The following is a 15,611-nucleotide window of genomic DNA, read 5'->3' as shown; positions in this document are numbered from 1 at the left end:
ATGCTACTGACCTAGTGTAACGGACTTACGAAAAAATAAGCAAAGCGCATATTCGGTTAAAATTTAGTGTACAGTTTTAACTTTACAAACTTTACGTATAGAATACTCTGTTTAACGCCAAATTCCGTTCCGCATGAATTCTTTACTTCTGGATGGGGATTTGATTACAATACAGTAGGAGAGGCATGCAGCCTGTCAGCCTAATCCTCAGGAGGGACATCATGAACGATTTAGAGGGGCTTTCGCCCGAGCAAATAGAGAAAATCAGCAAGGCCCGTGAACGGGTTATCGACTCTATCGGTAAAAATATGGATTTATACGGCATCACCTTGTCCATCGGGCATTTATACGGTTATATGTACTTTAATGAGGGCCCGGTTACACTGGATGAGCTGAGCCGCACCATGGGCATGAGCAAGACCTCCATGAGTACTGGAGTCCGTACACTGCTTGATTTGAAGATGATTGATAAAGTCTGGGGCAAGGGCACCCGCAAGGATCTGTTCGAGGTGGTTCCCGACTGGCATCAGAACTTCAGCGATTACTTCTCTATTAAATGGAGAAAAGCGGTGGAAGGGAATATGATTGCCCTGAACAAATCGCTTGCCGAAATCCGGCAGATGCAAACCGATTATGCGGACGAGCCCGACCTGTCGCGCCTGCTTCACACCGACGAGATTAAGATTGAGGAAGCCATTAAATATTACCGCTGGCTGCTGAAGCTGATCGAAGCGCTGGAGACCGGCAAGATCTTTGAATTAATCCCTAAAGAATAATATCCGCTGTAGGCGTTCAAACTATTCTGCTCATGCTGAAAAGGCTGTCACCAAAAGCCATGTTATGGCGCTTGGGACAGCTTTTTGTTTTGGAGTAGGAGGAATTGAGGAGTAGGATTAACGTGGGCACTTGGGTGAACGCTGCGTGAACGGACCGTTGTTACAATCGCTGTGCTCGTAAGAGTTTTTTTCATTCCCCTATTCGGTGAGAAAATCCGGAGACCAAGGCGACCGCTATCGCTTCTCCGCGGGTCGTTTCGTCCTCTCCACTGTTTAAGCGGGAAATGGAACTACCCAAAGACTTCAAGGGAACCTAGCCTCGCATACATTCGGGCCATCGCCTGCGTTTGAGCATAATGTATACTGTTTTCCACATACATTTGGTCCATCACCTGCGTTTAAGCACAATGTATGTTGTTTTCCACATACATTCGGGCCATCGCCTGCGTTTGAGCACAATGTATGCTGTTTTCCGCATACATTCGGGCCATCTCCTGTGTTTGAGCGCAATGTATGTTGTTTTCCACATACATTCGGGACATCGCCTACGTTTGAAAGCAATGTATGCTGTTTTCCACATACATTCCGGCCATTCGATGTTCTACCAGGGGAACTATAGTTTCCCTACAAGCATCAAAACGGCCGCGATCCTTGAATTCAAGGATTGCGGCCGTTCTCGCATGCTGACGTGCTGTCACTGGTTGTTATAACACCGCTAAGTCACGCCATATCTCGTTAGCTTACGGGTTCTCGACCAGACTGACATCATCAATATAGATATGATTGCCCGCTTCGATAGCGGCATTCGTCTCTGGACTGTTGCCGGGATTCAGCCCCAGCAGGAAGACCAGATGAGCACCTGCATCCGTTCCGCCGTTCATGGTGAAGGTGTAGCTGAAGCTCTGCTTTTCGCCTGTTAATGCAGCGGCGGTTGTCTGCAGATATTTCGTGTACTCCCCTCCGAAATGCTCGACTGCTACTTCAATCACCCGGTTGATATCCGAACGGGCGCTGAAGTTCAAGGTGTAGCTTTTACCCTGAATCAGCTTCAGATCCCTGTAATCTACCTGGGCGGCGTAGTTGGCTGATCCCGTGAAGGCCAGTGACACCTCAAGCTCCCCATTCTGGACTGCGGCATTTCCGGCGCCCTCGAAGTACTGGGTCCAGCCCTTAAGAGCCGGCTGGGCATCGAATGTGCCGTTATCCAGTGTGCCGCTGGCAGGTTCAGTCCCCTGTCCATCCGTTACCTTCCTAAGCACGATATCGTCAAAAGAAATCGTATGCGCCGTATGGTTAGCCGTCTTATCCTCACCCAGCGTGGCGCCGATCAGATAATTCAGCTTCAGCGGATTGTCATTGGTTACACTGAACTGTGTGCTGTAAGTCGCCCACGTAGCTGTAATATCGAACTTCGCCTGCGCCGCCTGGGCAGAGGTTCCGCTGTACTCTACGACAATCTGCCGGGGAACGGTAGACTTCGCTCTGAAGCTCAGCTCATAGGTTGCGCCGGCTTCCAGCGGGATTTTCTCCTGATAGAGCTGGGTGTGCCAGGCTTGTGACCCGGCCGCCGTAATCAGCACCTCCACTGCTCCGTCCACCACTTGGAAGGACGAGGCTCCGCCTTCGCCGGACCAGGTGGACCAGCCTGAGCTGCCGCCGGTGAATGATCCGTTGACGACCAGATTGTTATCATTCGCCAGTATGGTCTGCACCACACTAGCGTTAACATAACCTTCAGCTTCCACGGTAATGGTATAGCTTCCCTCTGCCGGGAAGGCGGCAGCCTGGATTATAATTGCTCCCGGATGTACATCGTACAGCTCCTCCGCAAGTGTTACGCCATTCACTTTAACGGACTTAATGCTGCCGGACCATTCTGCTTTCTGAATGAAGGTCAGCTCAATCGGCTGGGATACCCGGTTGGCTGTGGAATCTGCGAGCAGCTCCTGCGGCTTCGCCGGGGCGTCCTTGATCTCGAATCGCACATTGTCGATGATGATGTCATGACTCTGCGGAACACTCACCCCGCCCACCTTGCCGAGCAGGAATTTCAATGATAGCGTATCATTCGTACCCTGCCGGAATTCGAACCGGTAATGCTTCATCTCCGGCACCAGCTCCACTGTCTTATCGATGGAAGGGGAATAGCTCGCATTCTCTGCCTTCACACCCATCTGCCGCGCCACGCTGGCACTGGCATCGAATTCAACCACGTAATCCAAGCCCGCCGCAGCCTTGAGGTTATTCTGGAAAAGCATCACCGAATACGCCTGGTTACCGGTGTTCGTAATGCTGAATTTCGCTGCCCCGTCCACTGCTGCCGCAGTGCTCTGGCCGCCGTCTTCTGTCAGCAGCCGCTCCCAGCTCGTAAGCCCGAAGCTGAAATCCCCGTTCAAGAGCGGGTAATAGGTCAGATCAGGGTCATAATAGGAGCTGGTGCGTACCAGTACGAATTGATCCAGCAGCACCGTTCCGGTGCCCCCGCTAAGGCTCAGGACGAATTGTCCAAGGCGGTCGCTGGCCCCCGGGAAGTTCTTGAACACCGCTTCAACTTGCTGATGTCCCGCACTCAACTGAACCGGCTGGGAAGCATAGACAACGCCGTCATAACCGCTCAGTTCAACTACTGCTGTCCGTGCGGAGGAGCTATCTGCCTCGAAGGTCAGCTTGTAATCCTGGTTTTGCACCAAGAAGATCCCCTTCTGTTGCAGCGTAACCCCGCTGCCGCCAGAGTCCACGCCTGTAATGTCCAGCTTCAGGCGGCCTTCAGTGTCAACCTGCGGATTAACCTCCGCACCTCCGGAAGTGCCGATATGCCAATAGCTCATCCGGTCCGGCTCGCCCAGATCGAAGCTGCCGTTGTAGAGATGGTTGCCGCTGCCGAGTGGCGTCTTGGCGCTATCATGATCGAAGGGAATACTGCCGATTTCTTCAAGCCGAGCATTGCCAAGCCAGACCGGAGAAGCATTGGTCCCCAGATTGAACTCAATCCGCGCGGCATTGTCCGAGCTCTCCTTCATCTGGAACATGGTCTCGTAATGCTGAAGCTGCGGGGTCAGCACCGCCTTGAACGCCGGAGAATAGGACGGGAAGCCCAGCGGTGCGCCGCCGGTCAGCCGGGCTGTGAACTCCCTCGCCGTATCCGTTCTGGCGTCGAAGCTTAGCTTGTAGAATCTTCCCTTCGCCAGCGAGACAATAGCTTGCGGCTGGATCGAATAAGTATTACCGCCCGGCTTCAAGATGTTTACTTTCAGGAAGTTCTTGCCGTCTACGGGCTCCAGGGACAGCGCTGCATCCGCGCCTTCATCCTTATACATTACCCAGTGGGCTGTATTCGGGATGCCCATCCCGGGATCTCCCTCTACCTGCTCTGTGAAACCGCTATTATAAATGAAGTTCCCGTCCGCAAGCGGCAGCTTAGCCCCTTCCAGATAAGGCTCCTTCTCCAGCTCCACCGGTACCGGCTGCCGGTATTCGCGTCCGGTCAGCTCATAGATTCTGACATAGTCAATCTCCATGGAACTCGGGAATACCGTTTCTTCCGTAGGATTACCGTCAAAGTTGCCGCCGACTGCCAGATTCATCAACAGGTGGAACTTCTGGTTGAACGGTGCCGGATAAGCATTGATAGCCGGCTGGCCGCTGCTTTTGCTGTACCAGTCATTCTTGGTAGAGAACAGTACCCCGTCCACATACCAGCGGATCTCTCCCGGCTCCCATTCTATGGAGTAGGTGTGGAATTCTTCAATGGTGGAACCGCCCGGCAGTACATATTCCTTGCCGGAATAGACATTGTCCGGCCACTGGGAACCATAATGGATCGTTCCGGCAACTACATTCGGACGGCTGCCCCAGCCTTCCATAATATCCAGCTCCCCGGAGGCCGCCCAATTGCCGTACACATAATTCTCCGGCAGCATCCAGATCGCGGGCCACAGCCCCTTGCCTGCCGGTGCCTTCGCCCGAATTTCGAATTTGCCGTACATTTTGCTGTACAATCCATTGGTCTTGATTCTGGTAGAAGTGTACGGCTTCCCGCCCTTTGCCTCTTTATGTGCGGTAATGACCAGCTTGCCGTCTTGCTCCTTCACATTCTTCGGATCATTTGTGTAATACTCCAGCTCATTATTGCCCCAGCCCGGATTCCCGACAACGGTGCCATCTCCGAGATCATAGGTCCACTTCGCCGGATCAATGACATTGTCATCGAATTCATCATTCCACACCAGACTCCACGGATCACTGGTCGGTGTTGGCGTTGGCTCCGGCGTAACCACTGGTGTTGGTGTTGGCGTTGACTCAGGCGTAACCTCTGGCGTTGGTGTTGGCGTCGGCTCCGGCGTTGCCGTGACAGCCGGTGTAGCTGTCGCCGTCTCTCCGCCCCCCGCAGCAACAGGCGGCTGGCTGGCCTGCGGCGAGGCCAGATTCAGATTGCTGCGGCTGCCCGGCTTGAGCACGATGCCGCCGGCTGTTACAGCCTCGGCCTGATTCAGCACGGTGCCGAAGCTGCCGCTGCCCGTAATCGTAGTGCCCCGGGCACCAGCTGTAAGAAGCAACTCCGCCACCTGCGCTTGATTCATCAGCACCAGCTTGCCGGGCGTGCCCCAGATCAGCTTGGATAGCTTGCCTGACAAGCTCAGCGTAAGGTTGCCTCCGGCAGCATCAGCGGTGGATACAACCCCATAATTGCCAATAAGAGTGACCGCCCTCTCCCCTGCCGGGAGTACAACATTGGCGAAGCCCTCCCCGGTAAGCGCGCCTTCTTCCAGAATAGCACCGGAATCAAGGTACACTGTTCCAGTGGTTGTCGTTCCGCTGGCAACGATGCGGACGCTGCCCTTCGGCTTCGCCACCTGAACAGGCCCAAGAGTACTGTTCACCAGGCTCACGCTATGTTCACCGCCGCCGCGGATATAGGTGGTGCCCTTCACCTGCACTCCCTCCAGCCGGAGCTCTCCCTCCCCGATCCCCTCGGTAAGATAGAGATTCCCTTCAATAATGCTGTCGCTAAGTGTAATATCCTCATGGCTCAGCACCACATTGCCCTTCACCTTGCCCAGCTTCACTTCCCCGGCTGCGGAGCGCAGCTCCGGCACCAGTGAATCCGCCAGCTTCGCCAGCTCGGCCCGGGTGATCCTCCCGTCCGGCTTGAATAAGCCTCCGGCATAGCCCTGCATATAACCTGCTGCCGTAAAAGCATCCGCCGCTGCGCTTACTGCGCTGCCGGCTCCCGCCAGGTCGCTATACATGCCCTTCGCTTGACGTTCTGTCTCCAGCCTCAGTATCCGCTGCAGGGCAAGGACCGCCTCCCCGCGCTTCAGCGGAGCCGCAGGTTCAATTCGCTGATCTGCGTCTGCAAGGAGATACCCTGCTGCTACCGCTTTGGCAATATCGTTCTTATACCAGGCCCCCGCCGGGACATCTGCCGGAAGCACAGCCGCCATGTCCTTATAGCCGAAGATCCGGTTGACGATTGCCGTGAATTCGGCCCGGGTGACCTGCTGCTCCGGCCGGAAGCTGCCGTCCCCGTAGCCGGAGATCACCCCGCTGCGGCTCCAGCGCATCACAGCTTGAGCCGCCCAGCTGCCCTCTTTTACATCGGTAAACGCTTTCAAATCACTGGCACCTAAGCTTCCGCCCTGCAAGGCGGCCGTTGTCTCCGAAGGTGCTGTCAGCCTGCTCAGAGCAGACTTCGCCTCAGCCCCGCCGCTCCCCAGCGGCGATAGAAGTCCGGTAACCATTACAGCGGCTGCTAACAACGCCGGTATATTCTTTTTCATTCCGTGTAAACCTCCTCTGAATTAGAGTCTTAACTTAGCGCATTAACATCGTCCCGTTACTCTCCTGTTATCTTCGAGCTCCGGACCGAAATCGGTTTCGATTATCTCCATGCCATTCCTCTGAATGCAATTAACCTTTGACTTGTTTCGGCAAGTTGAATAGACTCTAGAAAGGACTGCTGTTTGACAGCAGAGAGTGTCCAAGTGAACGGTCAGTAGCCTTGAGAAACCCTGGCATACCCGTCTTTTGGCCCTGTTATAACTATGAAGCGGGGGTGAGCATAGCCATGCAAATGAATATCAAAAAAATTGCTGAAATGGCCGGGGTCTCTGTATCGACTGTGTCCAAAATCATGAATAATTACAGCGATGTTTCCGAAAAAACGAAACGAAGAGTGCTTGAAATCATCGAACAAACCGGATATACCCCCTCAAGCTCCGCCAAGACGCTGGCTACCAAGAAGTCGAATCTGATCGGGGTTATTTTTGCCGGTGAGCTGAATGTGGAATTTACCCATCCTTTTTTTGTAGAGGTGCTGAATTCGTTCAAGAAGCAGATGGGGGTGCTGGGGTACGACCTGATCTTCTTCTCGAATGAGAAGTTCATTAACAGCGGTGATTATTACTCGCGTTGCCTGCATTTCCATGTGGACGGCTGTGTCATTATCTCGGGAGAGCAGATGGAGCCTGCCATACAGGAGCTGGACCGGAGCCCTATTCCCTGCATCGGGGTAGACCTGGAGCTGACCGGCAAGAAGTCCGGCTATGTCATGTCAGACAATTACCAGATTGCCTCCAAGGTGGTGGAGCACTTCTACCTGCTCGGACACCGGGAGCTTGGCTTCATAGGCAGTACAGCGGATTCAGACATCTCTAACCTGCGGGAAGCAGGGTATGTCAGAGCCATTGCCGGCTTCGGCCTGGTCATGAATCCTAACTGGTTCGTGCATGGCAACGATTTCTTTGAGCCCAGCGGTTATGCGGCAATGAATTCGTTAATTGCATTGGGAGATTTGCCAAAAGCGGTCTTCGCCGCCTCCGATCTCCTCGCCCTCGGCGCTGTCCGCGCCTTGAAGGAGCAGGGTCTGCGTGTTCCCGAGGATGTGGCTATCATCGGCTGTGACGATATCGAGGCCTGCAAGTATACCAGCCCTACGCTGACTACCATCCGCCAGAACAAGGAACGCCTGGGTGTGCTCGCCGCCCATATGCTGTTCGATCTCATCAATAACCAGTCTGAAGGCGGCTCGTTTGTCGTTGAACCGGCGCTGATCGTCCGTGAATCCTGCGGCAGCGGGCTGAAACAATTGAACCACTGAACGCCTATACCACCGGATCGCCGTAATGATGAACTTCTGCCTCTCCGGACCTGCCCTGCGATCCCTCCCCTCCAGCTCAGAACTTCGCTTGGCTGCACTATGCACCCACCCGAAAACGCTTTCGATACTATAATCGCTCATTTAGCGGGCTGCTTCAAGGCACCGTTTTTCTGATTTTGGGGACCATTTTTCGGCTTGGCCCCCACATTGGCCTGTCCTTGCTTCTTTAGCCTCAATCCATCACAGCGAGGCAGGCTCAGCTACCTGAGGGTCCAGCGACAGCCTGACCAGTTGACCTGCATGACTAAGACCCGCACCGAATCCGTACAACAGCACCTGCTGGCCGCTGCGCACCTTCCCTTCGCGGATACCCAGATCAAGCGCAAGCGGAATACTGGCCGCCGAGGTATTGCCGAAGGCTTCTAGACTGTATAGTGCCTGCTCCAGCGGATAATTCAGCCGTTCACAGATGGGTTCAATCATCCGCAGATTGGCGCTGTGCGGGATGAACCAGTCTACTTCCGCAAGACCTGCTCCGGCGTTCTTCAGCACCTGCTGTACTCCCTGCGGAACCGTACGGACCGCCCACTTGAACACTTCCCGGCCATTCTGCACCAGCAGCCCTGTCGCGGAGAGTTCCACTCCGTTCACCTTCTCAGCCAGCCCTGTGCGGTAGACATGCTGCGCTCCGCTTCCGTCACTGCCGAGGTGGTATCCCATGAAGTCATCCTTCGCCCCGCCGCTCTCCACCAGCACAGCCCCTGCACCATCCCCGAACAGAATACAGGTACTGCGGTCCGTATAATCTGTGATCTTGGACAGCGTATCGGCACCAATGACCAGCACCTTATGATGCAGTCCCGAAGACACCAGCGCATGAGCCGTATGCAGAGCATACACGAATCCGGCGCAGGCAGCGCTCAGATCTATCGCTCCCGCAGTCAGCGGAATGCCAAGGGTATTTTGTACAATCGAGGCCACAGATGGAAAAGAAAAATCAGGGGTACTGGTCGCCACAAGCACCATATCGACATCCTGTACGCTTTTACCATATCGCTTCATCATGTCCAAGGCGGCGGCTGCACACAGATCACTGGTATATTCATCCTCGCGGCTGATTCTGCGCTCCCGGATCCCGGTCCGCTGCACAATCCACTCATCATTAGTATCCACCATCTGCTCCAGATCCTGATTCGTAAGTCTGCGGGCCGGCACGTAAGAGCCGATCGCTGTTATTTTTGCACCTGTCATATGATCCACCTCAGCTTTTGATTTATTAGTATCTGATATTAGTACTTGGTACTAATTATAACCTGCTCCTGACTATTTTGCAAAATGTATACCCGGAATCGCCTTGCGGCAATCACATCTTAACATTGTAAAGATCACAAACGCATGCTACAATCTTTACGTCGTTAAGATATCAGTCAAGAATGAAAGGAAGAACAGAACCTTTGAAGGATAAACCCTACCATCACGGCAATCTGCGCAATCAGCTTATAGAAGCGGGTATCAAGCTAATTAACTCGGACGGCATCAGCAGCTTTTCCCTGCGGAAGGTTGCCGCCGAATGTGAAGTCAGCCACACTGCCCCCTACAGCCATTTCAAAAATATAGATGAACTGGTAGCTGCCATGGGGGAACATGTTACCGGGCAATTTATGGATTCGCTGCGTATCTCCATCCAAGGCCAGGAAGGTAAGTTTGAAGCGGTCTCCCGGCTTGGGCAGGCCTATATTGATTTTTTCGTAGAGCATCCACAGTATTTCCAGTTTCTGTTCTACCATTCCGGCATAACCATTGATCTGGACAATTATGATACTGACAGTTATCCGCCATTCGTCCTGTTCAGGACTACAGCCTTTGAAGTGTTCCGCAGCAACGGTCTGCCGGAGACCGAGTTCACCCCTCAGCTAATCACACTCTGGTCCATGGTGCATGGAATTACGGCATTGCTGACCAATAACGGGGTTAAGTATTCGGGCAACTGGCGCGATCTGCTGGAGCTTAAATCTATTTTTTAGGGAGATGGAATCTTGAGAACGATCATACACGATCTGCAGGAGCAAGAATTCAAGGGCTGGCTGGGGGATATGGCACAAGAGGAAGTAACGGTCATCTCGGATAGCGGTGCAATTCATTCATGCATGGGCTGCTTCGGCTGCTGGACCCGGACTCCCGGGACATGCGTCATTAAGAGAGATGGCTACGACAATCTGGGCGAGCTGTTCTCGCGCAGTGATGAACTTACGATCATCAGTAAATGTATGTACGGCAGCTATAGCCCCTTTGTGCTGAATGTGCTGAACCGGAGCATTTCCTACGTCCTTCCCTATTTTGTAACCAAAGATGGAGCCACCCGTCACCGCAGCCGCTATGATCACCAGTTCACACTCTCGGTACATTTCTACGGCAACGATATTACGGAGGCTGAGCAGGATACAGCGAGAAGGCTCGTTGCAGCTAATAGCATGAATCTGTATTCGGCAGGCAACAACGTATTTTTCCATACCAGTCCGCAGAGCATTAAGGAGGTCCTGCAATGAACATTGCCATGATTAACGGCAGCCCCAAGCCTGCCGGCAGCAACTCAGGCCTTCTGCTGGGGATGCTGGAGCCGCTGATTGCGGACGGGAACGAACTGCACGCCTATACTCCGAATAAAAGACCGCTCACTCCTGAACAGTACAGTGAGCTATGCCGCATGGATGTGCTGGTCCTGGCCTTCCCGCTCTATAATGACGGTATCCCCTCGCATCTGTTCCAGCTCCTGGTTACCCTCGAAGGATACCTAAAGGCAGAGCGCGAACGGGAGATATACGTCTACGCACTGATTAACAACGGCTTTTATGAGGGGGAGCAGAACCAGATAGTGCTGGATATCCTCAGACACTGGTGCACGCGTGCCGGTGTTCACTTCGGGCAAGGCATCGGCCACGGCGCCGGTGAAATGCTGGGTTCTCTGGGGAAGGTACCGCTTGGCCGGGGCCCGCTGAAGAATCTGGGCCGCGCCATGCACAGCCTGGCCGGGAACATCCAGTCCCGGAATTCCGGGGAATCTCTGTTGATCAACCCCAACTTCCCGCGCTTCGCTTGGAAATTCAATGCCACGCACTTCTTCTGGCACGGGACGGCCCGGAAGAACGGGTTGAAGCCGAAGGATCTGCTGCGGCGGATGTAGCGAATACTGTAACTAATCGCATACTGGCGGGGTTCCGTACCAGATTTAATGTACAAGTGGAGGACTTAATTTAGGACTTAATTGTACTTTGTACATCTAAATCACCTGATATTCCCGCGATGATACGGTTAGTTGTATTTCGTACACCTAAATTCCACCGATACCGGACTCCTCCCCCATTTGGGCGAATTTAGTTGTACAAACTACAGTTAGAAGCGGGAAACCTTCCTTTTCACTGTTTTTAAATGTATGGAATACAACTATCTCCTTTATTTGTTTTTTACAATCATAGTATAGAATACCTGCTACATAGTCTTCCGCAAAAGGAGGTTCCTATGAACAGGATAGGAATGTTATTATTAGCACTAATACTTATAGTGATGATCACTGGGTGTAGTAAGCTTAGCTCTATGCCTTTACCCGAAATGAGCGCTACTTTGGATACCGGTGAAGTTGTTCCTGTGGAGATTAGTACATATAGTTGGGGTGCCAAAGAATTATACGGTGGTCCATGGGAAGCTATGGAGGAGAAAGAAGCGGAAATTATTCCTGCTGGAGCTGAAATTCAAATCAAATTCGATATATCGCCGGATTCAATGCTTGTAAGAGAACACTTTAGTAAGTATAAATTCAAAGATGTTACTGACTTGAATCAATTCAATGTACCGGGTAGTGCCGGCACCTATATCTACGGGGTAATGGCCACCTGGAAGAAAGGTACTGCTGTTTATGCCTTGAAAATCCAAGTTAAATAGAACCTTATGAGCCTTAGTCATGATTACTTTTAAGTGCTTATATGAGTTCAAAGTGCGTACTATTCAAATTCGCTTCCCTCTCTCACTCTAACCTTAGCACAATTGATAACACTCTTATCATTCATTTTCAAGCCTGTCTATCGGCATCTGCCAGATTTCGCACAAAGAGCCCGGTCCTCAACAGGACCAGGCTCTTTCAATTCCAACTTCTATTCGAACGCCCAGCGGAATGACTCCTCTTGATCTCGCCAGCTCTCACCTGGTCTCGCCGGATCTCACCAGCCCCAAGGCTTTATTTTTCCGCCAGTACCACCCTAACCTGCTCCACCAGCTTCTCCGGCTTGGCCGTGTTCCTGGAGCGGCAGTGCAGGAACTCCACTTCTTCCCCATTCTCCACATAAAAGGCCGGGCCGTCGTGGTTCTCAATAGTGACCTGCTGGAACTGCACCTCGCGGACATTGCCGAGGAAGAAGCCACGGCGCTGCATGTCCTCAAGCCCTGCCATCATGTCCGGCTGGCCGGGCACCGCATGCTCCGCCATCGAGATATCGATGTTGGTGAAGGTGATTTCCGAGACGGCCTGCTCCGCCAGCCCGTACAGGAATCCCGCCGCCGCATGGACATTGCGGGCGGTAATGTTGGCGTAATGAATCCGCCGGAACTGCGGCGTCTCCTCCGTTACCGGATAAGGATTCTTGTCCCAGACATATTTCTCTTTGCCCCGTGGGCCGCAGAAGTAATAGAGATTCAGCGTGAAGGGACAGATGACATCCTCCATCACAATATTGCTGATCCGGATATCCTCAATAATCCCGCCCCGCCCGCGCCGTGACTTCATGCGGATGCCTCGGTCCGTCTGCTTGAACACACAATTGCTGATTGTCACATTGCGGATATCGCCGCTCATCTCACTGCCCAGCACCACCGCGCCATGGCCGTGAACCATCACGCAGTTCGTAATCGTGATATTCTCGCAGGGAATCCGCTCCCGGGTATCCTCGGTGCCTGCCTTAATGGCAATGCAGTCATCCCCGACATCAATATGGCAGTTGCTGATGCGCACATCCCGGCACGACTCGGGATTGATTCCATCGGTATTCGGCGAATCGGCCGGATTCAGGATAGACAGATTGTCGATCATCACATTGCTGCAATTGATCGGATTCACCGTCCAGCTTGGGGAATTCACCAACGTCAGATCACGGAGCGTCACCCGGCTGCAATCATCGAAGCCAATCAGTCTCGGGCGCGGATACTCCAGCTCTTCCGGGCGGCTCCGGTGCTTCTCCCACCAGGGTTCTCCATTCCCGTCAATGGTTCCGCTCCCGGTAATCGAGACATTCCTCAGGCCCGCCCCGTAGATGCAGGGCATATGGACTTCCTGCTTGACCCCTTCCCACCGTGATTCCACGACAGGATAATCCGCCGGATCGGTACTGAAGGACAATACCGCACCGGGACTTACATGCAGCTCGATGTTACTACGAAGGCGCACCGCTCCGGTCAGGAAAGTGCCAGCCGGAATATACACTGTACCTCCGCCGTCACAGTCCGCCGCTGCAATAGCATCCGCAATCGCTTGCGTTGCCGATACTCCGCTGTCCCGCTGCGCTCCGTAATCCACTATGTTATACACTGTCTGCCTCCTCCTCCATCCGCTGCCGGTCTATGCAGCTCCAGCTCTATTGCGCCAATGCCTGAACCGGCAGCTTCCAACTCCACTCTGCTTATGCCTTATACAAATCCTGCATCTCCACGCAGGCCATTACCAGCGCGCCCACGCCGTGCAGATCATTACTGACCCTCGGGCGGGTAACATAGTTCCGGTAATCTCCCGCCGAGGTTCCGATGCAGATATCCGGCAGCAGCAGCCGGCCCTGCTCATCCCACTGGAGCACCTGAATTAAGCCTTCGTAGCCTTTACGCGCTGCTTCCGCCGCTTCATTCATAACTTCAGCCGGAAGGATACCCAGCTTCACTGCTCTGGCAATCGTGTAGACGAACAGACAGGAGCCTGAGGTCTCCAGCCAGTTGTCCGGCTCATGTCCCTTATCCACGACCTGATACCACAGACCGCTCTGCGGGTCCTGATAGCGGATTAACGCCTGTACGAATCCGCTCAGCTCGGCAGCAAGCTCCGCCCGGCCCGGATCAGTCTCCGGCAGTTCATCCAGGAACTGCGAGACGGCAAGTCCGTACCAGCCAAGCGAACGGCTCCAGAACTCCGGCGAGCAGCCGGTGGCGGGATTCGCCCATGGCATGCGGCGGCTCTCATCCCAGGCATGGTAGAGCAGGCCGGTCGCCTCGTCCTTCATATATTTGCGCATCAGCCGCTCCTGGTGCAGGACCTCGGCCCGCAAGCCATCGTCTCTATAAGTATTCGCGTACTTCAGCGAGAACACCCCGGCCATGTACAGCCCGTCCAGCCACATCTGGTTCGGATATTTGTCCTTATGCCAGTATCCGCCCTCGGAGGTGCGGTTCAGTGTCAGCAGCAAATGGCGAAGCTTGACTGCCGCCTCCCGGTATTTCCGCTTGCCGGTCCGTTCATACAGCGTGAAGAGCAGCAGCCCCGCCTGTACGGCATCCAGCTCATCCCGGGCAAAGTCGAAGTTCCCCTGCTCATCCACCAGATCATCCACATACTGCTTAATATAATCGATATAACGATCCTCCCGGAGCGTCTTCCACAGCAGCTCCATTCCGCACAGGAACACGCCCTGATGATAATGCCAGCGGTGCGCAGGCGGGAGCTCTCCCGCCTCATACGTATCCATCAGTGAATCACAGGCCTTTTGCGCCCATTCGATCGGTGTTTGCGGCAGACTGCCAATCATCGTTATTCCCCTTTCAATAATTCAGAATGTCCGGTCTTCGCTTAGCATCAGCGATTCCCCCGTCAGCATCAGCCCTTCATCGAGCCCAGCATCGCACCCTTGGCAAAATGCTTCTGCAGGAACGGATACACCATCAGAATCGGCAGCGTAGCGACCACGATAACGGCCATCTTGATCGTCTGATCCGGCGGCGGAACCGTACCGTCCAGTGTCGCACTGTGATCCATCCCGCTAGCCAGCACGACAATCTGCCGCAGCAGGACCTGAATCGGCCATTTGGCGCTGTTATCCAGATAGAGAATGGCGCTCATATAAGTGTTCCAGTACGTCACGGCGTAGAACAGAGAGATCGTGGCGATCGCCGGCAGCGACAGCGGCAGTACGATTTTGAACAGAATTCCGAAGTCATTGCAGCCGTCAATCTTGGCCGATTCCTCCAGCCCCTCAGGAATGTTCTGGAAAAAGTTCTTAAGGATAATCATATTGAACGCACTGATCGCAGACGGAAGAATCAGCGCCGCATACGAATCGATCAGCCCCAGCTCCTTCACTACAAGGAACGTAGGAATCATTCCCCCGTGGAACAGCATCGTGAACACCACCAGGAAGTTGAACACCCGGCGGCCGTCCAGATCCTTGCGGGAGAGACCGTAGGCCATCAGCGCCGTGATGAACATACTGAACAGCGTGCCTATCAATGTGACTCCAATCGATACCCCCAAGGCTCTGAAGATCGTGTTCGTGGAGAAAATAAATTTGTACGCCTCCAGGCTCCACACCTTCGGAATCAGCACAAACTTGTTGGCAGCCAGCTCAGCACTTGTTGTGAAGGAGCCTGCCACCACGTGGACGAACGGCAGCACCGTTACCAGCGCGATCAGGGCGAGCAGTATAAAGTTGACGGCAGAGAATAGTCTGCCGCTGAATGTGCGGTCTTCTACCATTTGAATTCCTCCTGCGGCA

General features: G+C 53.7%; 11 protein-coding genes. 6 read left to right on the top strand and 5 right to left on the bottom strand.

Going from position 1 to position 15,611, the window contains the following annotated elements; all coding sequences use genetic code 11:
• The first annotated feature begins 221 nt into the window (after window positions 1-221).
• Window positions 222-776: a GbsR/MarR family transcriptional regulator gene (locus NST04_RS09420; protein ID WP_341184031.1), complete on the top strand. Its 555-nt coding sequence runs from the start codon at window positions 222-224 to the stop codon at window positions 774-776.
• A 740-nt stretch (window positions 777-1,516) separates the two neighbouring features.
• On the opposite strand, the gene NST04_RS09415 is transcribed toward NST04_RS09420, so the two are convergent.
• Window positions 1,517-6,556 carry a carbohydrate binding domain-containing protein gene (locus NST04_RS09415; protein ID WP_341184030.1) on the bottom strand — a complete coding sequence of 1,680 codons (5,040 nt, stop codon included), beginning with the start codon at window positions 6,554-6,556 and terminating at the stop codon, window positions 1,517-1,519.
• A gap of 293 nt (window positions 6,557-6,849) precedes the next feature.
• Between NST04_RS09415 and NST04_RS09410 the strand changes: the two genes are divergently transcribed.
• The gene (locus tag NST04_RS09410) at window positions 6,850-7,875 is read left to right on the top strand and encodes a LacI family DNA-binding transcriptional regulator (protein ID WP_341184029.1); all 1,026 of its coding nucleotides are present in this window, start codon (window positions 6,850-6,852) and stop codon (window positions 7,873-7,875) included.
• Window positions 7,876-8,115: 240 nt separating this feature from the next.
• On the opposite strand, the gene NST04_RS09405 is transcribed toward NST04_RS09410, so the two are convergent.
• Window positions 8,116-9,126 carry a ketoacyl-ACP synthase III gene (locus NST04_RS09405; protein ID WP_341184028.1) on the bottom strand — a complete coding sequence of 337 codons (1,011 nt, stop codon included), beginning with the start codon at window positions 9,124-9,126 and terminating at the stop codon, window positions 8,116-8,118.
• A 203-nt stretch (window positions 9,127-9,329) separates the two neighbouring features.
• Here NST04_RS09405 and NST04_RS09400 point away from each other — a divergent pair, with 203 nt between their 5' ends.
• The 4 genes from NST04_RS09400 (at window position 9,330) to NST04_RS09385 (ending at window position 11,811) form a co-directional block, all read left to right on the top strand.
• Window positions 9,330-9,899: a TetR/AcrR family transcriptional regulator gene (locus NST04_RS09400; protein WP_341184027.1), complete on the top strand. Its 570-nt coding sequence runs from the start codon at window positions 9,330-9,332 to the stop codon at window positions 9,897-9,899.
• A 12-nt stretch (window positions 9,900-9,911) separates the two neighbouring features.
• The gene (locus tag NST04_RS09395; protein ID WP_341184026.1) at window positions 9,912-10,421 is read left to right on the top strand and encodes a flavodoxin family protein; all 510 of its coding nucleotides are present in this window, start codon (window positions 9,912-9,914) and stop codon (window positions 10,419-10,421) included.
• Entirely contained in the window at window positions 10,418-11,056 is a 639-nt protein-coding gene (locus tag NST04_RS09390) for a hypothetical protein (RefSeq protein WP_341184025.1), read from the top strand. The genes NST04_RS09395 and NST04_RS09390 overlap by 4 nt, the downstream gene beginning before the upstream one ends.
• A 335-nt stretch (window positions 11,057-11,391) precedes the next feature.
• Complete coding sequence (locus NST04_RS09385; RefSeq protein ID WP_341184024.1) at window positions 11,392-11,811, top strand: hypothetical protein; 420 nt, start codon at window positions 11,392-11,394, stop codon at window positions 11,809-11,811.
• A 292-nt stretch (window positions 11,812-12,103) separates the two neighbouring features.
• Here the strand turns inward: NST04_RS09385 and NST04_RS09380 are convergent, their stop codons facing one another.
• The 3 genes from NST04_RS09380 to NST04_RS09370 all read right to left on the bottom strand — a co-directional run bounded on the left by NST04_RS09380 (window position 12,104) and on the right by NST04_RS09370 (window position 15,592).
• Window positions 12,104-13,447, bottom strand: a complete 1,344-nt coding sequence (locus NST04_RS09380; protein ID WP_341184023.1) for a glycoside hydrolase family 28 protein — start codon at window positions 13,445-13,447, stop codon at window positions 12,104-12,106.
• A gap of 91 nt (window positions 13,448-13,538) precedes the next feature.
• Window positions 13,539-14,648, bottom strand: coding sequence for a glycoside hydrolase family 88/105 protein (locus NST04_RS09375; RefSeq protein ID WP_341184022.1), 1,110 nt, complete (start codon window positions 14,646-14,648; stop codon window positions 13,539-13,541).
• A gap of 68 nt (window positions 14,649-14,716) precedes the next feature.
• Window positions 14,717-15,592, bottom strand: coding sequence for a carbohydrate ABC transporter permease (locus tag NST04_RS09370; protein ID WP_341184021.1), 876 nt, complete (start codon window positions 15,590-15,592; stop codon window positions 14,717-14,719).
• Window positions 15,593-15,611: the final 19 nt, after the last annotated feature.

The sequence above is a fragment of the Paenibacillus sp. FSL H7-0756 genome (assembly GCF_038006765.1).
In the GTDB taxonomy this organism is placed as follows: Bacteria; Bacillota; Bacilli; order Paenibacillales; family Paenibacillaceae; genus Paenibacillus_AQ.
Note: the sequence above shows the minus strand (reverse complement) of the source record. Positions and strands in the feature narration are given on the sequence as shown.

What these genes read in the sequence shown, in the direction of transcription:
- NST04_RS09415 (WP_341184030.1), bottom strand. Translation starts at nt 6,556, where the DNA reads ATGAAAAAGAATATACCGGCGTTGTTAGCAGCCGCTGTAATGGTTACC.
- NST04_RS09375 (WP_341184022.1), bottom strand. Translation starts at nt 14,648, where the DNA reads ATGATTGGCAGTCTGCCGCAAACACCGATCGAATGGGCGCAAAAGGCC.
- NST04_RS09410 (WP_341184029.1), top strand. Translation starts at nt 6,850, where the DNA reads ATGAATATCAAAAAAATTGCTGAAATGGCCGGGGTCTCTGTATCGACT.
- NST04_RS09385 (WP_341184024.1), top strand. Translation starts at nt 11,392, where the DNA reads ATGAACAGGATAGGAATGTTATTATTAGCACTAATACTTATAGTGATG.
- NST04_RS09370 (WP_341184021.1), bottom strand. Translation starts at nt 15,592, where the DNA reads ATGGTAGAAGACCGCACATTCAGCGGCAGACTATTCTCTGCCGTCAAC.
- NST04_RS09405 (WP_341184028.1), bottom strand. Translation starts at nt 9,126, where the DNA reads ATGACAGGTGCAAAAATAACAGCGATCGGCTCTTACGTGCCGGCCCGC.
- NST04_RS09390 (WP_341184025.1), top strand. Translation starts at nt 10,418, where the DNA reads ATGAACATTGCCATGATTAACGGCAGCCCCAAGCCTGCCGGCAGCAAC.
- NST04_RS09420 (WP_341184031.1), top strand. Translation starts at nt 222, where the DNA reads ATGAACGATTTAGAGGGGCTTTCGCCCGAGCAAATAGAGAAAATCAGC.